This window comes from Streptomyces mayonensis (assembly GCF_018982965.1).
Taxonomy (GTDB): domain Bacteria; phylum Actinomycetota; class Actinomycetes; order Streptomycetales; family Streptomycetaceae; genus Streptomyces; species Streptomyces mayonensis.
In genome coordinates this window covers 1-25,443 of sequence record NZ_JACBYP010000120.1, presented here as the reverse complement: position 1 = coordinate 25,443, position 25,443 = coordinate 1, and the positions used below count along the sequence as shown (strand labels likewise).

At 70.1% G+C, this 25,443-nt stretch carries 14 protein-coding genes; 11 read left to right on the top strand and 3 right to left on the bottom strand.

All coding sequences use genetic code 11. The features are described 5' to 3' along the window. Nucleotides 1–5,487: non-ribosomal peptide synthetase (locus HZS56_RS31340; protein ID WP_216724190.1), on the top strand; the 5,487-nt coding region annotated here is incomplete at its 5' end. A 184-nt stretch (nucleotides 5,488–5,671) separates the two neighbouring features. Here the strand turns inward: HZS56_RS31340 and HZS56_RS31335 are convergent. Continuing rightward, on the bottom strand, nucleotides 5,672–6,931 hold the full coding sequence (locus HZS56_RS31335) for an alpha-hydroxy acid oxidase (protein ID WP_253915200.1): 1,260 nt from the start codon (nucleotides 6,929–6,931) through the stop codon (nucleotides 5,672–5,674). 270 nt (nucleotides 6,932–7,201) lie between these two features. Between HZS56_RS31335 and hemC the strand changes: the two genes are divergently transcribed. After that, nucleotides 7,202–8,131 carry a hydroxymethylbilane synthase gene (gene hemC / locus HZS56_RS31330; RefSeq protein ID WP_216724189.1) on the top strand — a complete coding sequence of 310 codons (930 nt, stop codon included), beginning with the start codon at nucleotides 7,202–7,204 and terminating at the stop codon, nucleotides 8,129–8,131. A 46-nt stretch (nucleotides 8,132–8,177) separates the two neighbouring features. On the opposite strand, the gene HZS56_RS31325 is transcribed toward hemC, so the two are convergent. Together HZS56_RS31325 and HZS56_RS31320 are read right to left on the bottom strand one after the other, a co-directional pair. Next, nucleotides 8,178–8,765: a histidine phosphatase family protein gene (locus tag HZS56_RS31325; RefSeq protein ID WP_216724188.1), complete on the bottom strand. Its 588-nt coding sequence runs from the start codon at nucleotides 8,763–8,765 to the stop codon at nucleotides 8,178–8,180. A gap of 223 nt (nucleotides 8,766–8,988) precedes the next feature. After that, on the bottom strand, nucleotides 8,989–12,795 hold the full coding sequence (locus tag HZS56_RS31320; RefSeq protein WP_216724187.1) for a GH92 family glycosyl hydrolase: 3,807 nt from the start codon (nucleotides 12,793–12,795) through the stop codon (nucleotides 8,989–8,991). A 425-nt stretch (nucleotides 12,796–13,220) separates the two neighbouring features. Here HZS56_RS31320 and ngcE point away from each other — a divergent pair, with 425 nt between their 5' ends. The 9 genes from ngcE to HZS56_RS31275 all read left to right on the top strand — a co-directional run bounded on the left by ngcE (nucleotide 13,221) and on the right by HZS56_RS31275 (nucleotide 25,338). Next, nucleotides 13,221–14,669, top strand: coding sequence for an N-acetylglucosamine/diacetylchitobiose ABC transporter substrate-binding protein (gene ngcE / locus HZS56_RS31315; RefSeq protein WP_216724186.1), 1,449 nt, complete (start codon nucleotides 13,221–13,223; stop codon nucleotides 14,667–14,669). Between the two features lie 88 nt (nucleotides 14,670–14,757). After that, nucleotides 14,758–15,684 carry a carbohydrate ABC transporter permease gene (locus HZS56_RS31310; protein WP_216724185.1) on the top strand — a complete coding sequence of 309 codons (927 nt, stop codon included), beginning with the start codon at nucleotides 14,758–14,760 and terminating at the stop codon, nucleotides 15,682–15,684. Continuing rightward, complete coding sequence (locus tag HZS56_RS31305) at nucleotides 15,684–16,607, top strand: carbohydrate ABC transporter permease (protein ID WP_216724184.1); 924 nt, start codon at nucleotides 15,684–15,686, stop codon at nucleotides 16,605–16,607. The genes HZS56_RS31310 and HZS56_RS31305 overlap by 1 nt, the downstream gene beginning before the upstream one ends. Before the next feature lie 206 nt (nucleotides 16,608–16,813). Beyond that, a complete protein-coding gene (locus HZS56_RS31300) occupies nucleotides 16,814–18,025 on the top strand; it encodes an ROK family transcriptional regulator (RefSeq protein WP_216724183.1) in 1,212 nt (403 codons plus the stop codon). Nucleotides 18,026–18,158: 133 nt separating this feature from the next. Beyond that, nucleotides 18,159–19,262: an ABC transporter substrate-binding protein gene (locus HZS56_RS31295; RefSeq protein ID WP_216724191.1), complete on the top strand. Its 1,104-nt coding sequence runs from the start codon at nucleotides 18,159–18,161 to the stop codon at nucleotides 19,260–19,262. A 161-nt stretch (nucleotides 19,263–19,423) separates the two neighbouring features. Beyond that, entirely contained in the window at nucleotides 19,424–20,215 is a 792-nt protein-coding gene (locus tag HZS56_RS31290) for an ATP-binding cassette domain-containing protein (RefSeq protein WP_064730313.1), read from the top strand. After that, the gene (locus tag HZS56_RS31285; protein WP_216724182.1) at nucleotides 20,212–21,504 is read left to right on the top strand and encodes a sugar ABC transporter permease; all 1,293 of its coding nucleotides are present in this window, start codon (nucleotides 20,212–20,214) and stop codon (nucleotides 21,502–21,504) included. Before HZS56_RS31290 ends, HZS56_RS31285 begins: the two co-directional genes overlap by 4 nt. 248 nt (nucleotides 21,505–21,752) lie before the next feature. Beyond that, the gene (gene dxs / locus HZS56_RS31280) at nucleotides 21,753–23,678 is read left to right on the top strand and encodes a 1-deoxy-D-xylulose-5-phosphate synthase (protein ID WP_216724181.1); all 1,926 of its coding nucleotides are present in this window, start codon (nucleotides 21,753–21,755) and stop codon (nucleotides 23,676–23,678) included. A 136-nt stretch (nucleotides 23,679–23,814) separates the two neighbouring features. Next, nucleotides 23,815–25,338, top strand: a complete 1,524-nt coding sequence (locus HZS56_RS31275) for an amino acid permease (RefSeq protein WP_308408205.1) — start codon at nucleotides 23,815–23,817, stop codon at nucleotides 25,336–25,338. Nucleotides 25,339–25,443: the final 105 nt, after the last annotated feature.

Sequence of the window (25,443 nt, the reverse complement as noted above, 5' to 3'; positions counted from 1 at the left end):
GAGTATCCGGGGGCGCGGATCGGTTGGTTGCTGGAGGATGCGCGGCCGGGGCTGGTGCTGACCACGCGGGCGGCTGCAGGGAGTCTGCCGGAGAGGTTGCCGGTGGAGGTGGTGGCTGTGGACGATCCATCGGTCACCGAGGCCTGCGCGTCCCTCTCCGGTGAGGAGGTCACTGACGGGGAGCGGGTGGTGCCGTTGTTGCTGTCGCATCCGGCGTATGTGATCTATACCTCGGGTTCGACGGGTCGTCCGAAGGGTGTGGCGGTCACTCATGCGGGTGTGGCGGGGTTTGCGGCGGGTCTGGTGGAGCGGATGGGTGCCGGTGCGGGTGGTCGTGTGCTGCGTACGGCGTCGTTGAGTTTTGACGCGTCGGTGCTGGAGTTGGTTCTGGCGTGGGGGTCGGGGTCGGCGCTGGTCGTTCCGCAGGCGGGGTCTGGTTTGGCGGGGGTGGAGCTGGAGGAGGCTCTTGCGCGGGGTGGGGTGACGCATGCGTTTTTGCCGCCGTCGGTGGTGGCGACGTTGCCGGAGGGTGCGTGGGAGCGGTTGGAGGGTCTGGTGGCTTTGGCGGTGGGTGCGGAGGCGTGCCCGCCGGAGCTGGTGTCCCGTTGGACGTGTGGTGGGCGGCACGTGGTGAACGCCTACGGTCCGACGGAGATCACAGTGGCCGCGGCGATCAGTGATCCGTTGACCCCAGGCGGGGGCGTCCCGATCGGGCGACCGGTGCCCGGGGCTGGTCTGTTCGTGCTGGACGAGCACCTGGCGTTTGTCCCGCAGGGTGTTCCGGGGGAGTTGTACGTGTCCGGGCCCGGACTGGCGCGTGGGTATGCGGGTCGTCCGGGTCTGACCGGTGAGCGTTTCGTGGCGAGTCCCTTTGGTGGTCCTGGTGAGCGGATGTATCGGACGGGTGACCTGGTGTGCTGGAACGCCGGCGGTCAGCTGGAGTACCTGGGTCGTGCCGATGATCAGGTGAAGATTCGTGGTTTCCGTATCGAACCGGGTGAGGTCCAGGCGGCGTTGGAGGCCGAGCCCGGAGTCTCCCAGGCTCTGGTCGTCGCCCGTCCGCACCTCGACGACACCCGCCTCGTCGCCTACATCGTCCCCGAGGACCGTCTCGGCCGTTCCCTGGGCGCTCTGCGCGAGTCGCTGAGCCGTGACCTGCCCTCGTACATGGTGCCGTCGGCCATCGTCGCGCTGGACCAGTTCCCGCTGACCGTGAGCGGGAAGATCGACCGGAGTGCGCTGCCGGCGCCGGAGTACGGCGGAGCCGGTACGTCCCGTGCGCCGCGCACCCAGACCGAAGAGGTCCTCTGCGAGCTGTTCGCCGGGGTCCTGGGTGTTCCGGTGGTGGGTGTCGACGACGACTTCTTCGGTCTGGGTGGGCATTCGTTGCTGGCGACCCGGTTGGTGAGTCGGGTGCGTGCGGTGCTGGGGGTGGAGTTGCCGTTGCGGGCGTTGTTCGATGCGCCGACGGTGGCGGGGCTGGCGGGTCGGCTGTCGGATGCGGGGTCGCGTCCGGTGCTGGAGCGGCGGGAGCGGCCGGAGCGCCTGCCGTTGTCGTTCGCGCAGCGCAGGCTGTGGTTCCTGTACAAGTTCGAGGGCGCGTCGGCGACGTACAACATGCCACTCGTCCTCAGGCTCACCGGGAAGCTGGACACCGGCGCTCTGGAGGCCGCGCTCAACGACGTGATCGCGCGGCACGAGCCGCTGCGCACGGTCTTCCCCGACACCGACGGCCGGCCCCACCAGCGGGTGCTCGGTGCTGAGCAGGCGCGGATCGGCGTCGAGGCGGAGGAGGTCGGCGAGGAGCAGGTGACCGAGCGGGTGGCCCGGATCGTGCGGCGCGGGTTCGAACTGGACAGGGAGGTCCCGGTCCGGGCCGCCCTGCTGGTCACCGGGCCTGACGCGTCCGTGCTGGTCGTGGTCATCCACCACATCGCGGCCGACGGCTGGTCGATGGGGCCGCTGACGCGTGACCTGGTCGCCGCGTACACGGCGCGCCGGGACGGGGCACGACCCGAGTGGGCCCCGCTCCCCTTGCAGTACGCGGACTTCACCCTCTGGCAGCACGACCTGCTCGGGGACGACTCCGATCCGGACAGCCTCTTCGTACGGCAGGCCGCGTACTGGGCGGACCAACTGGCCGGGTTGCCGGAGCAGGCCACGCTGCCGCCCGACCGGCCCCGCCCCGCGCTTCCCTCCTACCGCGGCGACGTCACGCCGTTCCGGACGAGCGCCGAGACCCATGCCGGACTGCGGGCGCTGGCCCGCTCCGCGGACTCGACGCTGTTCATGGTCCTCCAGGCGGGCCTGGCGGCACTGCTGTCGAGGCTCGGCGCCGGGGACGACATCCCCGTGGGCTCGCCCATAGCCGGCCGCGGCGACGAGAACCTGGACGACCTGGTCGGGTTCTTCGTCAGCACCCTGGTGCTGCGCACGGACACCTCCGGGGATCCGACCTTCGCCGAGCTGCTGGCCCGGGTGCGCGAGACCTGCCTGGCCGCGTACACGCACCAGGACCTGCCGTTCGAGTACCTGGTGGAGAAGGTCAACCCGCAGCGCTCCACCGCCCACCACCCGCTGTTCCAGGTCGTGCTGGTCCTCCAGAACGACGACGGCGCGGGCTTCGACCTGCCGGGGCTCCAGGTGGGGGCCGAGAAGGCGGGCGCGGGGTCGGCCAAGTTCGACGTCTTCGTCAGCGTCACCGAGACCTTCGACGAAGCGGGCGAGCCGGCCGGCCTCACCGGCATCGTCGAATACGCCACCGACCTGTACGACGCGACGACCATCGACGTCCTCACCGCGCGCTGGACGCGGCTGCTCGACTCGGCGATCGGCGACCCCCACCGGCCGGTCAGGTCGCTGGAGATCCTCGCACCGCACGAGCGCGGGACGCTGCTCGAATGGTCCGGAGCCGACCGCGCCGACCTGCCCCCGGTGACCCTGCCGGACCTCTTCCGGGCGGCGGCCGAACGGTCACCGGACGCCGTGGCGATGATCTCGGGCCGCGCCGAGACGTCGTACAGCGAGCTGTCGTACGCCCAACTGGACCGCCGCTCGAACCGCGTCGCGCACCACCTGCTGGGGCTCGGGGTCGGCCCCGGCCAACGGGTGGCGCTGCGGATGCGGCGCGGCCCGGAGCTGGTCGCCACCATCCTCGGTGTGGTGAAGACAGGCGCCGCGTACGTCCCGGTCGACCCGGACTACCCGGCCGAGCGGATCGCGTACATGCTCGCCGACGCGGAGCCGGCCGTCGTCCTCGACGACGCCTGGACGGCCGGGGTGGACGAGGAGGCGCTGCCCGACAGCGACCCGGGCGTGCCGGTCCATCCCGCGCACACCGCGTACGTCATCTACACCTCCGGGTCCACCGGCCGGCCCAAGGGCGTGGAGGTCACCCACGCCGGGTTCGCCAACCTCGCGCGTGCGCAACTGGACGCGTTCGCGCTCGCCCCGGACAGCCGGGTGCTGCAGTTCGCCTCGCCCAGCTTCGACGTGTCGGTCTGGGAGCTGGTGATGGCCTTCGCCTCGGGCGCGGCCCTCGTGGCGGCCTCCGCCGACGCGCTGTCCGGCGACGCGCTGGCGGAAACGCTCAGCGGGCGGCGGGTGACCCATGTGACGCTGCCGCCCTCGGTACTGGCGACCCTCGACGCGCGGGGGCCGGGCGTGCCCTTCCCCGACCTGGCGGTTCTCCTGGTGGCGGGCGAGGCGTGCTCGCCCGACCTCACGGAACGCTGGGCACCCGGGCGTCGCATGATCAACGCGTACGGGCCCACCGAGTCCACGGTCGGCGCGGCCATGAGCACACCTCTGACCGGCCGCGAGAGCGGGGTCGTTCCCATGGGGCGGCCGCTGTTCGGACTGTCCGGCTACGTCCTGGACGGCGGTCTGCACCCGGTGCCGCAGGGGGTCGTCGGCGAGTTGTACGTGGCCGGGGCGGGCCTGGCCCGCGGCTACCTGGGCCGGCCGGCGCTCACCGCCGAACGGTTCGTGGCCAACCCGCTGGGCGGCCCGGGCGAGCGGATGTACCGCACCGGCGACGTCGTACGGTGGAACGCCGACGGCCAGCTGGAGTACCTCGGCCGTGCCGACGACCAGGTGAAGATCCGCGGCTTCCGGGTGGAACCCGGCGAGATCCAGGCCGAGTTGCTGCGCCTGCCCGGCCTCGTCCAGGCCTTCGTCGCCGTCCACCGGCACGGCGGGACGGACCCGCGGCTGGTGGCGTACGTGGTGCCGGAGGACCCGGGCGCCTTCTCCGCGGCCGCCGTGCGCGAGGCCCTGCGCGAGCGGCTCCCCGGCTACATGGTCCCCTCGGCGGTGACGGCCCTGTCCGAACTGCCGCTCAGCCCCAACGGCAAGGTGGACCGCAAGGCGCTGCCCGCCCCCGACTACGGCGGCCGGGGCGGGCGCCCGCCGCGCACTCCGCAGGAAGAGGTGCTGTGCACCCTGTACGCCGAAGTGCTGGGCCTGCCCGGGGTGAGCGTGGACGACGGCTTCTTCGACCTCGGCGGGCACTCCCTGCTGGCCACCGGGCTGATCAGCCGGATCCAGGCGGTCCTAGGCGTCGAACTGCCCCTGCGGGTCCTCTTCGAGGCCCCGACCGTCGCCGAACTCGCCCGGCGCCTCGACGAGGACGCCGACGCCGGGTTCGGCGCGGGAGAGGGCGGCAGCGGGCATTCCACCGCGTTCGAGGTACTCCTGCCGCTGCGCACCAAAGGCGACCAGGCGCCGCTGTTCTGTCTGCACTCGGGCGGCGGGATGTGTTGGAACTACGCGAGCCTGCTGCCGCACATCGACGCCGGCATCCCCCTCTACGGACTCCAGGCGCGGGGGCTGTCCGACCCCGGAAACCTGCCGGGGTCGGTGGAGGAGGTGGCCGACGACTGCATCGAGGCGATGCTCCGGGTGCAGCCGGAAGGGCCGTACCGGCTCATGGGACACTCCTTCGGAGGCATCGTCGCCCACGCCGTCGCGGCCCGGCTGGCCGAACGGGGGCAGCGCGTCGAGCTGATGGTCTGCCTCGACGCGAAGCCCGCCGCACAGGAGGACGTCCCCGAGCACGCGCACGAGGAGTACTACCGCGGCATCCTCGAACTGCTGGGGGTGAGCACCGTCGAAGCCCCCACGGAGGAGATGACGTTCGACGAGTTCGCGGCGGTGGCACGGACGACGAACACCGTGCTGGGCAGCATCGAGGAGAGCGAGTTCCTCACCATCATGCGGGTGATGGAGAACAACATCGACATCACCGGACGCTACCGGCACCAGCGGGTCGCGACCGAGATGATGCTGTTCGCCGCCACGCAGGAGACCGACAGCGTGCTGGAGCCGGACGTCTGGCACGCATACGTCGACGGGCCGCTGGAGTACCGGCGGATGGACTGCTCCCACGCCGGCATGCTCAAGCCCGAGACGCTCCACCGTATCGGCGGAATGATCCAGGACCGTCTGCGGCGCGGGACGGAGGGTCTGCGCGGACGCGCTCGATGAGCAGCCGCCTGCCGTGAACGGTCCCGGGCACCAGGTCGGGACACGAGGACCTCCGCGCGGTGCAGTCCCGGACGACTCCGCCACACGGGAGGTCGACGACTCCACCACACGGGAGGTCGACGACTCCACCACACGGGAGGTCTTCGCCATGATCAAGCCACGCAAGCGTTGACGACGCTCGTGATCAGTACACCTGGCCGGCGCGCAACCGGACGCGGTCCGGGGTGAGGTCCTTGACCGAGGTGGCGCCCAGCAACTGCATGGTCTGCCGGACCTCGGCCGAGAGGATGTCCAGCACCCGGCGCACGCCGGCCTCGCCGCCCGCCATCAGCCCGTAGAGATAGGCGCGGCCCACGAGGACCGCCGTGGCGCCCATGCAGACCGCCGCCACGGCGTCCGCACCCGACCGCACCCCGCCGTCGAGACAGACCTCGGCTGCCCCGTCCACCGCCTCGACCACCGCGGGCAGTTCCTCCAACGGCACCGGCGAGCGGTCCAGTTGACGCCCGCCGTGATTGCTGACGATCACGGCGTCCACTCCGAGGCCGGCGACCACCCGCGCGTCCTCGGCCGTCTGGACGCCCTTGACGATGAGCTTCCCCGGCCAGACCTCCCGCAGCCACGCCACGTCGTCGGCGGTCGCCGCGGGGTCGAACATCAGATTGCCCAGGTCCGCGGCGGTGCCCTGCCACCGGGTGAGAGAGGCGAACTCCAGTGGCGGGGTGGTCAGCAGGTTCAGCCACCACCACGGCCGCAGCGCCCCGCCCAGCAAGGTGCGCGCGGTCAGCGCCGGCGGGATCGTCATGCCGTTGCGCACGTCCCGCAGCCGCGATCCCGCGACCGGCGTGTCCACGGTCAACATCAGCGCCTCGTACCCGGCCTCCGCGGCGCCGCACACCAGGTCGAGGCTGCGGGCCCGGTCCCGCCACAGGTACAGCTGGAACCAGCGGCGTGCGCCGGGCACGGCGGCGGCCAGCGTCCCGGCGGCCGTCGTGCCCATCGTGGACAGCGTGTACGGCACCCCGTGGGCAGCGGCCGCCCGGGCCACGGCCACCTCGCCCTCGTGGTGCATCATCCGCGTGAAGCCGGTCGGGGCGAGCGCGACGGGGAGAGCGGACACCTCGCCGAGCAGGGTCACCGAGGTGTCGACCGCCGAGACGTCCCGCAACACGGTGGGCCGGAACTCGACCCGGCGGAAGGCGGACCGGTTGCGGGCCAGCGAGAGTTCCTCGCCCGCGGCGCCGTCCGTGTAGTCGAAGACGGCTCTGGGGGCACGCCTGCGGGCCGCGGCCCGCAGGTCCGCCACATCCGCGGCGGCGGCGAGCCGTCGCTGGGCCCTGCCGGGCCGGGGCCGCCGGGGTCGCAGCAGAGGTGTGAGTTCGGCCGGGCGCGGGAACCGGCGCCGGAGACGGTCGCCCACCGGTGGTGACGGGAAGCTGTCCAAGGCCCCTCCTCGTTCACAGGGTTCACAGGGCCCTCGCGGCCGGCCACGGGCCGTTGCCCGGGAGACCCGGGGGCCGTCCTGCCAAGTCACGGGCACTGTAGGGCCGGGGCGCGGCGCGCGACGACAACTGTTCGGCTGCGCAAGCCCGTCCGGGCCGTGCCGGCGCTCCCGTCGGAGCCGTGCTGTCCCTCCGCGCAGGCCCCGTGGGGCGTGGCGGCGCTCCGTTCAACTGCGCACGGATACCACGGACCTCGTGCCTATCGTTGCGCCATGAGTCTTCCCGAGGTGATCCGGATCGTCTCCCGTGACTCGCCCATGGCCCTGGCGCAGGTCGAGCGGGTCCGCGCCGGACTCGCCGTCGCGCGGCCCGGGTTGGCGACGGAAGTGGTCGCGGTGCGCACCACCGGCGACCGCTGGCTGGGCGACCTGTCACTGGTGGAGGGCAAGGGCGCCTTCGTCAAGGAGGTCGACGCCGCACTGCTGGACGGCGCGGCCGACCTCGCGGTGCACTGCGTGAAGGACATCCCCGCCGACCGGCCGTTGGCCGAGGGCACCGTCTTCGCCGCCTTCCCGGCCAGGGACGACATCCGCGACGCGCTGGTGCACCCCGGCGGGCTCACGCTCGACCGGCTGCCGCCGGGCACCCGGATCGGCACCTCGTCCGTGCGCCGCACGGCCCAACTGGCCGCCTCCCACCCGCACGTGGAGTGCGTGCCGATGCGGGGCAACGCCAACCGGCGCCTGGCCCGGATGGCCGCGGGCGAAGTGGATGCCCTGCTGCTCGCGGCGGCCGGCCTGGAGCGGATCGGCCGGCGGGACGCCATCAGCGAAGTCATCGAGCCCGGGGCGATGGTGCCGGCCCTGGGAGCGGGAGCGCTGGCGCTGCAGTGCCGCGAGGACGACACCGAGCTGATCGCGGCGGCCGGCGCGCTCGACGACGAGAGCACACACCGGGAGGTGACCGCTGAGCGCATGCTGCTGCAGGTGCTCCAAGGCCACTGCAACAGCCCGATCGCCGGGTTCGCCAGGGCGTCCCGGGGCGGCGAACTCTCCCTGCGGGCCCGCGTCTTCAGCGCCGACGGCAAGAAGACCCTCCACGCCCACGAGTGGGCCGGGCCCCTCGACCCCGGCACCCTGGGTATGTCGGTCGGGGTGGCGCTGCTCCGGCAGGGGGCCCGCGGCCTGATCGACGGCACCTGAGACGGCGGATGGGCGTGGCGCGCCGAGGGCGACCCGGCTCATCCGCTCAGGGCCGGGCGCCGGGCCCGAAGCCCGTCCAGCGCAGGTCCGCGGGGAGATGGCTCATGTCGTTGTAGACCACCAGCGAGGGGGCCGCGCCGGTGTAGTACTCGATTGCCGTCACCCCCGTGTTCCCGCAGTTCATCCCCAACCACCGCGCACGGGGCGCGCCCAGGGCGTGCCGCACGAGCCAGGCCACCTGGTAGGCGTGGGTGACCAGGACCTCGTGCGTCTCGGTGTCGGCGGGGCGGGCGAACCGGTCGGTCAGCGCGTCCGCGAGGCGCTCCCCCTTGGCCGCTTCTGCGGGGTCGTAGCCGTCGAAGACCGCCGCCCAGGCCGCCGGCGGCTTCTCCGGCACATGCGGGACGTAGTCGGTCAGCTCGGCCGCCTCCCGCACGGGCACCCCCTCCAGGCGCTCGCCGATGAGCTGGGCCGAGCGCACCGCCCGGGGCATCGGCGAGTGCCACACCGTGTCGACCGGCAGGCGGGCCAGGCGCTCCGCGAGCAACTCCGTCTGACGCCGTCCGACTTCGGTGAGCGTCCCGAAGGCGTCCGCCGCACCGTGCCTGACCACGAACAGACGCCGAGTCGCCATGTCAGCCCTCCCGGTAAGCGGGTACAGAGATGTTCAAAGCATCTGGATGGTATCAACATTTCGATTTCGGGCGAGCCGCGCGGAACGGGCGGGGTCCCGCCGGAGGTGCCGGACGGTGACCGTGGCAGGGCCGGGTGCGACGCCCGGTCTGCGGCACGAGGGCCGCACCCCCTGTTCCGAAGAGGGGGTGCGGCCCTCGTCCTGAGGCGAAGGGGTCAGCCGCCTACGACAGCAGCTCCACCTCCGCCAGCGTGTGCTCGCCGTCCAGGACCAGGCGGTACTGCGCGTACGAGCCCGGCGACTTCACCGAGAACGCCCGCGTCTGGCGGTCCCAGGCGAAGGACTCGCCCGAGCGCCGGTCCAGGGTCCGCCAGGTCTTGCCGTCGGACGAGCCCTGGAGCTTCCAGCCGGCCGGGGCCTCGGTACGGTCCGCCGACGAGGTCAGCGTGTACTGCACCGCCTTGGCGCCCTTGTCCGGGACCGGCAGGTCCACCGACGTCACCTTCGCCTCGGTCGCCGACGTGTCGTCGAACAGCGCGCCCTCCCCGGTGATCGCGTCGGCGCGCGGCGTCGGCACCTCGTCGTCCTTCGTGATCGACGGCGGTGCCGCGTTCTTGCCGGTGCCCCACGAGGACGGCTTCGCGCCCATGTCGAACTCCAGGACGCCGCCCTTCGCCAGCAGCGAGTGGGGGAGCGACGTGGAGTTCCAGCGCTTGCCGTTGACCTTCAGGCCCTGCACGTAGACGTTCTTCGTGCTGTTCTTCGGCGCCTTGACGACCAGCTTGCGGCCGTTCTCCAGGTGGACCGTCGCCTTCGTGAACAGCGGGGACCCGACGGCGTACTCGCCGCTGCCCATCACCAGCGGGTAGAAGCCGAGCGAGGAGAAGAGGAACCAGGCCGACTGCTCGCCGTTGTCCTCGTCACCGTGGTAGCCCTGGCCGATCTCGCTGCCCGTGTAGAGGCGCTGGAGCACCTCGCGGATGTTCTTCTGCGCCTTGTACGGCTGCCCGGCCGCGTCGTACATGTACAGGGCGTGGTGGGCGACCTGGTTGGAGTGCCCGTACATGCCCATCCGGACGTCCCGCGCCTCGGTCATCTCGTGGATGACGCCGCCGTAGGAGCCCTTCAGGTCCGGGGAGGCCGTCTCCGGGGTGGAGAGGTACTCGTCGAGCTTGTCGCCGAGGCCGTCCCGGCCGCCGTACAGGTTGGCGAGTCCGCGGCTGTCCTGCGGGGCGGTGAAGGCGTAGCCCCAGCCGTTGGTCTCCGTGTAGTCGTAGCCCCACACGCGCGGGTCGTACTTCTCGGAGTCGACGCGCCAGTTGCCCTCGGTGTCCTTGCCCTGGAAGAAGCCGGCCTTCGAGTCGAAGAGGTTGACGTAGTCCTGGGCCCGGTTGAGGAAGTACGCGGACTCGTCCTTGTACCGCTTCTGGCCGGTCTGCTTGTAGAGCTTCTCGCCCATCTTCGCGATGCCGTAGTCGTTGAGGTAGCCCTCCAGCGCCCACGACATGCCCTCGTGCGTCTCGGTGCCGGTGTAGCCGAGGAACGGCGAGGTCTCCATGCCCTTGCGGCCCACGCCCGAGGAGGGCGGCACCACGGTGGCGTTCTTGACGGCCGCGTCGTACGCCGCCTTCGCGTCGAAGCCGACGCCCTTGACGTAGGCGTCGGCGAAGGCCACGTCCGAGGAGGTGCCGGTCATCAGGTCCGCGTAGCCCGGGGAGGACCAGCGCGAGGTCCAGCCGCCGTCCTTGTAGTGCTGCACGAAGCCGTCGACCAGCTCACCGGCCTTCGACGGGGTGAGGAAGGAGTACGCGGGCCAGGTGGTCCGGTACGTGTCCCAGAAGCCGTTGTTGACGTAGACCTTGCCGTCCACGACCTTGGCGCCGGTCTCGGTCGGCGTGTTCTCCTTGTCCGCCTTCGAGAACGGGGAGGCGTACCTGTACTTCCCGTCGACCTTCTCGTGACCCGCGTTCGGGTACAGGTACAGCCGGTAGAGGCTGGAGTACAGCGTGGTCAGCTGGTCCTGCGTGGCGCCCTCGACCTCGACCTTGCCGAGGATCCGGTCCCACTGCTTCTGGGCGTCGCGCTTGACCTTCTCGAAGGAGGCCCGCTTCGGGATCTCCTGGCGCAGGTTGTCCTTCGCCTGGTCGACGCCGATCAGCGAGGTGGCGATGCGCAGCGTCACGGCGCGGTCCCGGCCGGCGTCGAAGCTCAGGTGGCCCTTGACGCCGCTGGAGTCGCCGCCGGTGACCTTGCTGTCGAACTCGCCGTAGACGAACAGCCGGGTGGCGCCCGCCGAACCGTTGGACTTGACGTCCGAGTAGCCGGTGAAGGTGCCGTTCTCCTTGTCGAGGGTCAGACCGGCGTTGTCCTCGACGTTGTCGAAGATCACGCTCGCGTCGTCACCGGGATAGGTGAAGCGCATCATCGCCGCGTGGTCGGTCGGCGCCATCTCGGCCTTGAGGCCGTTCTCGAACCGCACCCCGTAGTAGTACGGCCGCGCGGTCTCGTTCTCGTGCCGGAAGGCCAGTTCGCGGGCGTCGCGGCCGGTGTCCGGGGTGCCGGAGGCGGCCGACGGCATCACCTGGAAGGTCTGCCGGTCACCCATCCAGGGGCTCGGCTCGTGGCTCGCGCCGAACGCCTGCAGCGTGGGCAGGTTGTCGTCGTTGTTGCCGCGCGCGTAGTCGTAGATCCAGGACAGCGAGCCCGAGTTGGTCACCGGAGTCCAGAAGTTGAACCCGTGCGGCACCGCGGTCGCGGGGAAGTTGTTGCCGCGCGAGAAGTTGTTGCTGGAGTTGGTGCCGCGGGTGGTGAGCGCGTAGTCGGACAGATGGGCCTTGGGGGGCTCGGGCTTCGCCCGCTTGATCTCCACGTCGTCCAGCCAGCCGCGGAACTTCGCCGGGCCCTTGGGGGAGTCGTACGCCAGCAGGATCCGGTCGACGGTCTTGCCGGCCGCGACCGAGCCGATGCCCGACTCGACGCTGTTCCACTGGTTGACGTAAAGGATCTTGGCGTCGCCCTGACCGCGCGGCGTCAGCGGGAACCCGTGCTGGTCGGTGGCCTTGAGGTCGCTCAGGTAGGTGCCGTCGGTGAAGGCGAGGTCGACGGAGACGTTCGTGGCGTCGTAGTCGAGGTCGCGGTCGGCCATCGCGGGGAAGATCTTGTACGACAGCTCGGTGCGCCGGTCGACCTTCACATTGACGTCGAAGACCTTGTTGTACGAGTAGGCCCGGCCGTCCGTGGTGTGCCGGCCCGCGTAGCGCAGCGCGTGTCTGCCCGTGAAGCCGGCGTCGGCCTTCGCGGTGGGAGAGCTGGTGATGCCCTCGTCGACGAAGGCGAGCATGTCCTCGGGCGCCGGGTCCTCGGCCTCGCCCGTGGAGAACTGGACGTCGCCGAGCTGGAGCGCGTCGCCCGCCCCGTTGTTCTTGGTGAACTCCAGGCGGAAGTGCTGGAACTCGGCCGCCTCGGCCAGGTCGTAGGTCTTCGTCGTGAACGGCTCGCCGAAGGTCTCGCCCGAACGGGTGTCCAGCGTCTGCCAGTTCTCGCCGTCCGCCGACCCCTTCAGCGTCCAGTCCCGGGGGTCGCGTTCGGGGTGGTCGTTCGCGGAGGTGAGCGCGTACTTGACGATCTTCGTCGGCGCGTCCAGGTCGAACTCGACCCAGCCGGTCGGCGCGAAGGTCAGCCACTTGGTGGTCGGCTCGTTGTCGGCGAGGTTGTCCTTGACCTCCCCGCCGCCGGTGTTCTCGCCGCTGGCCCGCACCCGGGTGACGTGCTCGGTGACGTTGCCGGGTATGCCGTTGCTGAACCCGCCGTCGACGCCCGAGGACCGCTTGCCGCCGTCCGCGCCGGTGTCCACGGTGCTGACCCAGTCCGGGGCCGGGTCGCCGTCCTCGAAGGACGACGAGAACTCCCGGTCGGCCTTAGCGGGCGCGTGCGGCAGCGCGACCGCCGCTCCCTGGGACCCGACCGCCAAAGCGAAGGCGGTCGTCATCACGACCGCCGGACCCCATCTGTGCCGAACTCTGTACTGCATGTCCTGGCCACCCTCCCTGCGCGTGGGACAACGTTGTCAATTCAACTGCGCAAGGACCAGTAGGGGTCAAGTGGCATGTGATGTCAAGGGTGTTGGATGTGGTGTTCGGGGGTTATGCCTGGGATTCCTACGGCATGCGGTGCACCGGCCGGGCATATTTCCAGCAGGTCTCAACTCGGAAAAGACGTACCGCCAACCTTGCATTCGATCTTGCTCAGTCGGCGGAAAGTGGACTATACCTGTCGGCCACCGGGAGATCCGGGGCGAACCGCGACGCAACACCGTCAGGGCGCTCGAACAGCAACGACAGCACGCGTGGCACCACAGCAGTACGGCACTTCCTGCACGAACCAGTACGACCCGATCGCGGTGCCGGGAAGGATCCGGTTCACCGCCTGAGTCCTGGAGAAGGCGAGGACTTGAGCATGGGATCCACTTCCGCCGAGAACACCGGTACGGGCGTCGGCCGCCGCGATCTGATCAAGCGGTCCGCCGCGCTCGGCCTGATCTCCGTACCGACGATGAGTTTCCTGTCCGCCTGCGCCAGCGGCGGCGGCGACTCCCAGGACAAGGCCGAGGCGGGCGAGAAGTCCGCGAAGAACCCGCTCGCCGTCAATGACAGCGCCCAGATGGAATTCGTCCTCTTCGACGGCGGTTTCGGCAAGGAGTACGCCGAGGACGCCGTGAAGCTGTACGAGAAGGCCTATCCGAAGGCCAAGGTGAAGTTCGCCGCCACCCAGAAGATCCAGTCGACGCTGCAGCCGCGTTTCAACGGCGGCAACCCGCCCGACCTCGTCGACAACTCCGGCGCCGAACAGATGGACATGGGCGTCCTCGTCGGCAAGAAGCAGCTCGCCGACCTCACCCCGCTGCTCGACGCCCCCTCCTACGACGACCCGGCCAAGAAGGTCCGCGACACCCTGCGGCCCGGCATCGTGGAGATGGGCCAGTTCGACGGCGACCCGGTCTGGATCCTCTACTACGCGTACACGGTGTACGGCAACTGGTACTCCCAGAAGGCGCTGGACTCGCTCGACGCGGAGTACCCGAAGACCTGGGACGAGATGCTCGCCGTCTGCGAGAAGGCCAAGAAGAAGGGCATGGCCGGCTGGACGTACGCGGGCAAGTACCCGTACTACATCCCCTTCTCGATGTCCCCGATGATCGCCAAGGTCGGGGGCCGCGAGGTGATCGACGCCATCGACAACCTGGAACCGAACGCCTGGAAGCACCCGGCGGTCAAGACGGTCTTCGAGGCCTGGTACGAGCTGTTCCAGAAGGGCTACGTCCTCAAGGGCACCCCGGGCCTGGACCACATCCAGTCGCAGACCGCGTGGGCCAAGGGCGACGCCCTGTTCCTCCCCAACGGCTCCTGGGTGGAGAACGAGTCGGCCAAGGTCATCCCCGCCGACTTCCAGCTCACCGTCTCCGCGCCGCCCGGCATCGACGACTCCGACAAGATGCCCTTCGGCACCCTCTGGGCCTCCGGCGGCGAGCCCTTCATCGTCCCGGCCAAGGCGGCCAACGGCGCCGGCGGCATGGAGCAGCTGCGCATCATGCTCAGCGAGGCCTCCTCGAAGAACTTCACCAGCAAGGTCAAGTCCCTGAGCGCCTACAACGGCGGCACCGACGGCATCGAGCTGACCCCCGGCCTCAAGTCCGGTGTCGCGGCGCTGGAGCTGGCCGGCGACAACGTGGTGAACCCGCGCATGCAGGACTGGTACGTGCAGCTCCAGAAGGAGAAGATCGGCGTCGCCTGCCTGGGCGAGATGATGGCGGGCCGGCTCACCCCGGCCGAGACCATCAAGAAGATCCAGGGGTTCGCCGACGACGCCGCCAAGGACTCGTCGATCAAGCACTACAAGCACCAGTGAGGACACGTCACCAGGGCCCCTCCCGCGCCGCCGCGGCGCCGGACGGGCCCTGGCGGCGCCGCCCGCGCGCAGATCGGGGTCGGTAGCAATGCAGCACGGCAAGTACCGGTTCGTCGTGGGGTTCCTGGCGGTTCCCCTGGGGCTGTACACGCTCTTCGTCATCTGGCCGTTCATCCAGTCCATCTACTACTCGTTCACCAACTGGACGGGCCTGAGCCCCGAGTTCTCGATGGTCGGCTTCGACAACTACGCGCGGATGCTCGACGACGACATCTTCTGGAAGTCGTTGCAGCACAGCGTGATGTTCGCCCTGCTGGTGCCGCTGGTCACCCTCGGCCTGGCGCTCTTCTTCGCCTTCATGATCAACGTGGGCGGAAGGCGCCGCCGCGGCGGGCCCGCCATCACCGGCGTCCGCGGCTCCGGCTTCTACAAGATCGTGTACTTCTTCCCGCAGGTGCTCTCGATCGCGATCGTCGCCCTGCTGTTCCAGTTCGCGTACAACCCGGACAGCGGCGCGATCAACTCCCTGCTGCGCGGGATCGGCCTGGACTCCGTGCAGCCGCTGTGGCTCGGCGACCCGAACATCGCCCTGTGGTGCGTGATGGCGGTGCTCGTCTGGTCCACCGTCGGCTTCTTCGTCGTCCTCTTCTCCGCGGGCATGGCCTCCATCCCGGCGGAGCTCTACGAGGCCGCGCTGCTGGACGGGGCGAACCGCTCCGCCACCTTCTTCAAGGTCACCCTGCCGCTGCTGTGGGACACCGTGCAGTCCGGCTGGGTCTACATGGGCATCCTCGCGCTCGGCGCCGAGTCCTTCGCGGTCGTGCAGATCATGACGACCGGACCCGGTGGACCCGACTACTCGACCACCGTCATGGTCCTGTACGTGTACCAGAAGGCGTTCCGGGACGGTCAGGCCGCCTACGCCACCACCATCGGCGTCGCCCTGCTCGTCGTCACCCTGGCCTTCGCGGCCGTCGTGATGCGGCTGGGCCGGCGCGAGCGGCTGGAGTACTGATGAAGACGACCGACACCCCCGCTGCCGTGCCGGCCGAGTCCGGCGCGCCCGTGGACCGGGGCGGCGCACCGTCCGGCGGGCCCCGGAAGGAGAAGAAGGAGGGCACCACCCTCAACGTCTTCTCGCACGGTGTCCTGGTGATCTGGGCGATCATGGTCGGGATGCCGCTCGTGTGGGCGGTGATGACGTCCTTCAAGGACGACGCCGCCATCTTCGGATCGCCCTGGTCGCTGCCCGACACGCTGAACTTCGGCAACTGGTCGCGCGCCTGGTCCCAGGCACACATGAGCGACTACTTCCTCAACACCGTTCTGGTGGTGGGCGGCTCGCTCGTCGGCACCCTCGTCCTCGGCTCGATGGCGGCCTACGTGCTGGCCCGCTTCGACTTTCCGGGCAACCGGTTCATCTATTACTTGTTCATCGCGGGCATGAGTTTCCCGATCATGCTGGCGCTGGTCCCGCTGTTCTACGTCGTGGACAACATGGGGCTCCTGAACACCATCCACGGGCTGATCCTGGTCTACATCGCCTACTCACTGCCCTTCACGGTGTTCTTCCTGACCGGGTTCTTCCGCACCCTGCCCACTTCGGTGGCCGAAGCCGCGTTCGTGGACGGCGCCTCGCACACCCGGACCTTCTTCCAGGTCATGCTGCCGATGGCCAAGCCCGGACTGATCAGCGTGGGGATCTTCAACTTCCTGGGCCAGTGGAACCAGTACATGCTGCCCACCGTGCTGAACACGGACCCCGACAAACACGTCCTCACCCAGGGCCTGGTGCAGCTGGCGGTCAGCCAGGGCTACAAGGGCGACTGGTCGGGCCTGTTCGCGGGCCTGGTGATGGCGATGCTGCCGGTGCTGGCCGCGTACATCGTCTTCCAGCGCCAGGTGGTTCAGGGCCTGACGGCAGGCGCCCTGAAGTAGCCCCCGGCGCCCCGCGCCCGTTCCCGCCGGGCCGCTCCCGCAGTGCCGGGGGCGGCCCGCACACGTGTGCCCGGAATGCCCCGACCGGGCACCCGGATGCGGTTCAACCTCTTGACGGGAGGCGACCCGAACGGCTCAGCTTAGAGTTCACTAGTTGGACATTGGACGGGGTCTCATCGAAGCGGCCCCGCGCGCAGGAGGTCGTCGTGGAGACTCCCGGGTCGCAGTCGTCGCTGCACCGAGCCAACCTGGAACGCGTCGTACGGGCGGTACGGCTCGCCGGGTCGCTCACGCAGGCGGAGATCGCGAGGACGACGGGGCTGTCCGCGGCCACGGTCTCGAACATCGTCCGGGAACTGAAGAACGGCGGGACCGTCGAGGTCACGCCCACCTCCGCGGGCGGGCGGCGGGCCCGCAGCGTCTCGCTGAGCGGGGACGCCGGGATCGTCATCGGCGTGGACTTCGGCCACACCCACCTGCGCGTCGCGGTCGGGAACCTCGCCCACCAGGTACTCGCCGAGGAGTCCGAGCCGCTGGACGTCGACGCCTCCTCCGACCAGGGCTTCGACCGGGCGGAGCAACTGGTCAGCCGGCTGATCACGGCCACGGGCGTCGACCGCACCAAGATCGCCGGAGTGGGCCTCGGCGTACCGGGACCGATCGACGTGGAGTCCGGGACGCTGGGCTCGACCGCGATCCTGCCCGGCTGGAGCGGCATCCGGCCCGCCGAGGAGCTGCGGGGGCGGCTCGGCGTGCCCGTGCACGTGGACAACGACGCCAACCTCGGCGCTCTGGGCGAGCTGGTCTGGGGCAGCGGGCGGGGGCTGCGGGACCTGGCGTACATCAAGGTCGCCAGCGGCGTCGGCGCGGGCCTGGTGATCAACGGGAAGATCTATCGCGGGCCGGGCGGCACGGCGGGCGAAATCGGGCACATCACCCTGGACGAGGGCGGTCCGGTCTGCCGCTGCGGCAACCGGGGTTGCCTGGAGACCTTCGCCGCAGCACGCTATGTGCTCCCGCTCCTCCAGCCGAGCCACGGCACCGACCTGACGATGGAGGGCATCGTGCGGCTGGCCCGGGACGGCGACCCCGGCTGCCGCCGCGTGATCGCCGACGTCGGCCGCCACATCGGCAGTGGAGTGGCCCACCTGTGCAACCTGCTCAACCCGAGCCGGGTCGTCCTCGGCGGTGATCTCGCCGAGGCCGGAGAACTGGTCCTCGGGCCCATAAGAGAATCCGTCGGGCGCTATGCCATCCCCAGCGCGGCGCGGCGTCTGTCCGTGCTTCCAGGGGCACTTGGCGGCCGTGCCGAAGTGCTCGGCGCCCTCGCCCTCGCGCTCAGCGAGATGGGCGATTCGACGCTCCTGGACGGCAGCACGACCGGCGCCCTGCCGACGGCGACGCCTGCCTTCACTTAGAGCACGGATGGCACCGTTGTCATCTCGTTAAGGATTTACTTCTTGACGTTGCACGTATGGCCGAGTTGACTTCCAGCCACCTCGGCCGCAGCGACGCGGCCTCGTCAGGGAGGTTTGTGAAGTGAACACGCGTATGCGTCGTGCCGCCGTTGCCATCGCCGCCGGTGCCATGGCCGTCTCGCTCGCCGCCTGTGGCAGTGCCGCGGAGTCCGGAGACAACAGCGACTCGTCCGACTCCGCAGCGAAGAAGGGCGACGACATCACGGTCGGCCTCCTGCTCCCGGAGAACCAGACCGCGCGGTACGAGAAGTTCGACAAGCCCTTGATCGAGAAGAAGGTCAAGGAACTCACGAGCAACAAGGGCAAGGTCACCTACGCCAACGCCAAGGGTGACGCCAGCCTGCAGGCCCAGCAGGTCGACACCATGGTGACCAACAAGGTCGACGTGCTGATCGTGGACGCGGTGGACTTCAAGTCCATCGCCGGCTCCGTGAAGAAGGCGCACGACGCGGGCATCAAGATCGTCGCCTTCGACCGCCTGGCCGAGGGCCCGATCGACGCCTACACCTCGTTCGACAACGTCACGGTCGGCAAGACGCAGGGCGAGGCGCTCCTGAAGGCCCTGGGCGACAAGGCCAAGGACGGCCAGATCGTCATGATGAACGGTTCCTCCACCGACCCGAACGCCGCCCAGTTCAAGGAGGGCGCCCACTCCGTCCTCGACGGCAAGGTGAACGTCGGCCGCGAGTACGACACCAAGGAGTGGAAGGCGGAGAACGCCAACGCCAACATGGACGCCGCGATCTCCGCCCTCGGCAAGGACAAGATCATCGGTGTCTACTCCGCCAACGACACCATGGCGGGCGGCCTCATCACCGCCCTGAAGCGGGCCGGCATCGCCGACATCCCGGTCACCGGCCAGGACGCCGAGCTGAACGGTGTGCAGCGCATCGTCACCGGCGAGCAGTACATGAGCGTCTACAAGTCCTACCCGAAGGAGGCCACGACCGCCGCCGAAATGGCCGTGGCGCTCGCCCAGGGCAAGTCGCTCGACTCCATCGCCACCAGCAAGACCGACAGCGCCACCACCAAGGACGTCCCCACCGTCCTCGTGCCGGTCGTCTCGCTGACCAAGGACAACATCAAGGAAACCGTCATCAAGGAAGGTTTCTACACGCTCGACGAGATCTGCGCCGGCAAGTACAAGGCCGCCTGCGACAAGATCGGTCTGAAGTAGGCGGAGCCGCGTCCCGCGCCGCGTGAGCGCGCCCGGGACCCCCGCCCGAGCTCCTCCGGCGTCCCGCACACACCGGCCCCGCAAGCCGTGCGGGGCGCCGGACGGAACATCCCCCCGAAAATCTTCTGCACAACCTCCCGCCGGGTCAGGCGGCGAAGGAGTTGGTTCACGTGTCCGCTACGCCCGTGCTGGCGTTGCGCGGGGTCTCCAAGCGATTCGGTGCCGTCCAGGCGCTCACCGACGTAGAGCTTGAGGTCCACGCCGGTGAGGTGGTCGCCCTGGTGGGCGACAACGGTGCCGGAAAGTCCACGCTGGTCAAGACGATCGCCGGCGTGCACCCCATTGACGAGGGCGCCATCGAGTGGGACGGCAGGTCCGTCTCCATCAACAGGCCCCACGACGCCCAGAACCTCGGCATCGCGACGGTCTACCAGGACCTCGCGCTGTGCGACAACATCGACGTCGTCGGCAACCTCTACCTGGGCCGGGAGCTGCGCAAGCGCGGCGTCCTGGACGAGGTGGAGATGGAGCGCCGCTCCAGAGAACTGCTGGACACGCTGTCCATCCGCATACCGAGCGTCCGCATCCCGATCGCCTCGCTCTCCGGCGGTCAGCGCCAGGTCGTCGCGATCGCCCGCTCCATGCTCGGCGAGCCCAAGCTGGTCATCCTCGACGAGCCCACCGCCGCCCTCGGCGTCGAGCAGACGGCGCAGGTCCTCGACCTGGTCGAGCGGCTGCGCGAGCGCGGCCACGCCGTCATCCTCATCAGCCACAACATGGCCGACGTCAAGGCCGTCGCGGACAAGGTCGCCGTGCTGCGCCTCGGGCGCAACAACGGCATCTTCGAGGTCAAGTCGACCTCCCAGGAAGAGATCATCTCCGCCATCACGGGCGCCACGGAGAACGCCGTGACCCGTCGTGCGGCGCGCACCAATGGGGAGATCAAGAAGTGAGCATCGACAAGACCTCAGCACCCGCCGGCGAGCAGTCGGTGGAGAACCCCGCCGCGGCCTCCGACGCGGTGGCCGCCGTCGACCCCCGGCTGCTGGTGCGCGAGCAGGGCTTCGCCGGCTACCTCAGCGAGTTCAAGCGGAAGATGAAGGCCGGCGACCTCGGGTCCATCCCGGTCGTGGTCGGTCTGCTGGTCATCTGGGCCATCTTCACCAGCCTCAACTCCAACTTCCTCACCGCCGGCAACTTCTCCGACATGTCGGTCGCGATGGTCGGCACCGGCATGATCGCCGTCGGCATCGTCTTCGTGCTGCTGCTCGGCGAGATCGACCTGTCGGTCGGCTCGGTCAGCGGTGTCGCGGGCGCCACCTTCGCCGTGCTCAACATCACGCACGGCATGAACGAGGTCCTGGCCCTGGTCCTGGCCGTCCTCACCGGAACCGTGGCCGGCGCGCTGCACGGCTTCTTCTTCGCCAGGATCGGCGTCCCGGCCTTCGCCGTGACGCTGGCCGGCCTGCTGTTCTGGCAGGGCGCGATGCTGCAGATCCTCGGCAGCAACGGCACCATCAACCTGAACAGCGACGGCATCGTCGTCAAGCTGACCAGCTACTACTTCAGCGACGTGGCGGCCGCCTACGGCCTGGCGATCGTCGTGACCGCGGGGTACTTCCTCACCGCGTTCTTCGACAACCGGCGCCGCGCCGCCGCCGGGGTGCCGTCCCGGCCGCTGAGCGAGGTCATCGTCCGCACGGTGCTGCTGGCCGTGCTGGCCTTCGCCGTCGCGATCGTCTTCAACCAGTACAAGGGCCTGCCGCTGGCCGTGGTGATCTTCCTGGCGTTCCTGCTGCTCACGGACTTCGTCCTGCGCCGCACCGCCTACGGTCGCAAGATCTTCGCGCTCGGCGGCAGCGTCGAGGCGTCCCGCCGGGCCGGCATCAACGTGGAGCTGGTGCGGATCTCGGTCTTCGCGATCGCCGGCACCTTCGCCGCCATCGGCGGCCTCTTCGTCGCGTCGAAGATCGCCTCCGCCAACCAGGGCGCGGGCACCGGTGAGTTCCTGATGAACGTCATCGCCGCGGCCGTGATCGGCGGCACGTCCCTCTTCGGCGGCCGCGGCCGCACGTGGGACGCGCTGCTCGGTGTGATGGTCATCGTCTCGATCCAGTACGGCCTCGCCCTCCAGGGCATCGCCTCGCCGGTCCAGTACATGATCACCGGTGGCGTGCTCCTCGCGACCGTCGTCATCGACGCGGTCACCCGCAAGACGCAGAAGACGGCCGGCCGCGCATAGCCGTACCCGGCCGGCCGCCACGGTCCGCCCGCCCGTCCGGCCCAGTGCCGGGCGGGGCGGGCGGACCGCTCTCGTCCCCGCACCAAGTGGGGCGGCGTCACGGGCGGCCGGCGGGGCAGACGTAGAACCGTCCGCCGTTGGGTAAGGCCGAACGCGTGACGTACGACGCACCGCCCGGACACGTTCCGCCACGGCGGAACATTAGACTCGGGCAGGCCCGGCAACAGCTCTACTGCAAGGAGGCACGGGTGCCGCTGCTGACCCGCATCACGGGACCGCGCGATCTGGACCGGCTCAGCCTGGAAGAGCTGGGCCGGCTGGCCGAGGAGATCCGTACCTTCCTCGTCGACGCCGTGTCCAAGACCGGCGGCCACCTCGGCCCCAACCTCGGCGTCGTGGAACTGACCCTCGCCCTGCACCGCGTCTTCGACTCACCGAAGGACAAGGTGCTCTGGGACACGGGCCACCAGTCCTACGTGCACAAGCTGCTCACCGGACGCCAGGACTTCTCGAAGCTGAAGATGAAGGGCGGCCTGTCCGGCTACCCCTCACAGGCCGAGTCCGAGCACGACGTCATCGAGAACAGCCATGCCTCCACCGTCCTCGGCTGGGCCGACGGCATCGCCAAGGCCAACCAGGTCCTCGACCGCGGCGACCACGTCGTGGCCGTCATCGGCGACGGCGCCCTGACCGGCGGCATGGCCTGGGAGGCGCTGAACAACATCGCCGCCGCCAAGGACCGCCCCCTGGTCATCGTCGTCAACGACAACGAGCGCTCCTACGCGCCCACCATCGGCGGCCTCGCCGACCACCTGGCGACCCTGCGCACCACCGACGGCTACGAGCGCTTCCTGGCCCGCGGCAAGGACCTCCTGGAGCGCACCCCGGTCGTCGGCCGCCCGCTCTACGACACCCTGCACGGCGCCAAGAAGGGCCTGAAGGACTTCATCGCCCCGCAGGGCATGTTCGAGGACCTCGGCCTGAAGTACGTCGGCCCGATCGACGGCCACGACATCGAGGCCCTGGAGTCCGCCCTCACCCGCGCCAAGCGCTTCGGCGGCCCGGTCATCGTGCACTGCCTCACCGAGAAGGGCCGCGGCTACCAGCCGGCCCTTCAGGACGAGGCCGACCGCTTCCACGCCGTCGGCAAGATCCACCCCGACACGGGCCTGCCCATCTCCTCCTCCGGCGCCGACTGGACCAGCGTCTTCGGCGAGGAGATGCTCGCGCTCGGCAAGGAGCGCGAGGACGTCGTCGCCATCACGGCGGCCATGCTCCAGCCGGTCGGCCTCGACAAGTTCGCCAAGGCCTTCCCGGACCGCGTCTACGACGTCGGCATCGCCGAGCAGCACGGCGCGGTCTCCGCGGCCGGCCTCGCGCACGGCGGCGTCCACCCGGTCTTCGCCGTCTACGCCACCTTCCTCAACCGCGCCTTCGACCAGGTGCTGATGGACGTGGCCCTGCACAAGTGCGGCGTCACCTTCGTCCTGGACCGCGCCGGTGTCACCGGCACCGACGGCGCCTCGCACAACGGCATGTGGGACATGTCGATCCTCCAGGTCGTCCCCGGCCTCAGGCTGGCCGCCCCGCGCGACGCCGACCAGGTCCGCGCCCAGCTGCGCGAGGCCGTCGAGGTCGACGACGCGCCGACCGTGGTCCGCTTCTCCAAGGGCGCCGTCGGCCCCGCCGTACCCGCCGTCGGCCGCGTCGGCGGCATGGACGTGCTGCGCGCCCCCGGCACGGACACCCCCGACGTCCTCCTGGTCTCCGTCGGCGCGCTCGCCCCGATGTGCCTGGAGGTCGCCGGTCTGCTCGACAAGCAGGGCATCTCCACCACCGTGGTCGACCCGCGCTGGGTCAAGCCCGTCGACGAGGCCATGGCCCCGCTCGCCGAGCGGCACCGCGTGGTCGTCACCGTCGAGGACAACTCCCGCGTCGGAGGCGTCGGTTCCGCCGTCGCCCAGGCGCTGCGGGACGCGGGCGTCGACGTGCCGCTGCGCGACTTCGGCATCCCGCCGCGCTTCCTCGACCACGCCTCCCGGGCCGAGGTCCTCGCCGAGATCGGACTCACCGCGCCCGACATCGCGCGCCAGGTCACCGGCCTGGTCGCCAAGCTCGACGGCAGGTACGACCGCACGGGCGCCGTGGACCAGGTGGAGGCCGCGCGCGACTGACGCTGCGCCGGACGGGCCGGTTCCGCCACCCTTTGCGGTAGTGCAACCGGCCCGTTCGCGTGAATGCGCCCACGCCGGGGCATACGCAGTACGCCCCCTCTCGATCATGTCGAGGACGACAAGCGTGGGAGGACCCGTGAGCAGCAGCAGTATCTTCAGGACCAAGAAGATCGAGCAGTCCATCCGGGACACGGAGGAACCGGAGCACGCGCTCAAGAAGTCCCTGTCGGCGCTGGACCTGACCGTGTTCGGCATCGGTGTCGTCATCGGCACCGGAATCTTCGTGCTGACCGGCACGGTCGCCAAGGACAATGCCGGGCCTTCGGTGGCCCTGGCCTTCGTCGTCGCCGGCGTCGTCTGCGCCCTCGCGGCGCTGTGCTACGCCGAGTTCGCCTCGACGGTGCCGGTGGCCGGGTCGGCGTACACCTTCTCCTACGCCTCGCTCGGTGAACTGCCCGCCTGGATCATCGGCTGGGACCTGGTCCTGGAGTTCGCGCTCGGCACGGCGGTGGTGGCCGTCGGCTGGTCGGGCTACATCCGCTCGCTGATGGACAACGCGGGCTGGCACATGCCCGCCGAGCTGGGCGGCCGGGACGGAGCCGACGGCTTCGGCTTCGACATCCTTGCCGCCGCCCTGGTGCTGGTGCTCACCGGCATCCTCGTCCTCGGCATGAAGCTGTCGGCGCGGGTCACCTCACTCGTCGTCGCCATCAAGGTCGCCGTCGTCCTCATCGTGATCGTCGCGGGCGCCTTCTTCGTCAAGGGCGCCAACTACGACCCGTTCATCCCGGAGGCGCAGCCCGTGGAGGCGGGCGGGGGACTGCACTCACCCCTGGTCCAGCTGATGTTCGGCTGGGCCCCGTCCAACTTCGGCGTGATGGGCATCTTCACGGCCGCCTCGGTCGTCTTCTTCGCCTTCATCGGCTTCGACATCGTCGCCACGGCCGCCGAGGAGACCAAGAACCCGCAGCGCGACATGCCCCGCGGCATCCTCGGCTCGCTGGTCATCTGCACCCTGCTCTACGTCGGCGTCTCCATCGTCGTCACCGGCATGCAGCACTACACCAAGCTGTCCGTCGACGCCCCGCTCGCCGACGCCTTCAAGGCCACGGGGCACCCGTTCTTCTCCGGTGTGATCAGCTTCGGAGCCGCGGTCGGCCTGACGACGGTCTGCATGATCCTGCTTCTCGGCCAGAGCCGGGTCTTCTTCGCGATGAGCCGCGACGGGCTGCTGCCGCGCTTCTTCTCCCACGTCCACCCGAGGTTCCGCACCCCGTACCGGCCGACCATCCTGCTCGGCGTGGTCATCGCGATCGTGGCCGGCTTCACCAGCCTGAGCGAGCTGGCCGAACTGGTGAACATCGGCACGCTGTTCGCGTTCGTCGTCGTCGCGATCAGCGTGATCATCCTGCGCCGCAGCCGCCCCGACCTCCCCCGCGCCTTCCGCACCCCGCTGGTCCCGCTGCTGCCGATCGTGTCGGTGGCCGCCTCGCTGTGGCTGATGCTCAACCTGCCCGCCGAGACCTGGGTGCGGTTCGGCATCTGGATGGCGATCGGCTTCGTCGTGTACTTCCTCTACGGCCGCACCCACAGCCGCCTGGCCCGCGGCGAGGAGCCGCCGGCGGACCGGGCGGGGGCCTCGGGGGCGGAGGGGCCGTAGGCGCGGGTTCCGGGCGCCGCGGAACCCCGGTTCCAGGGGCTCCGGAATCCGAGGGGCCGCGCGAGCCGGGGGCTCGGTCCCGCGGGCATCCCGGGCCGCGAGGGG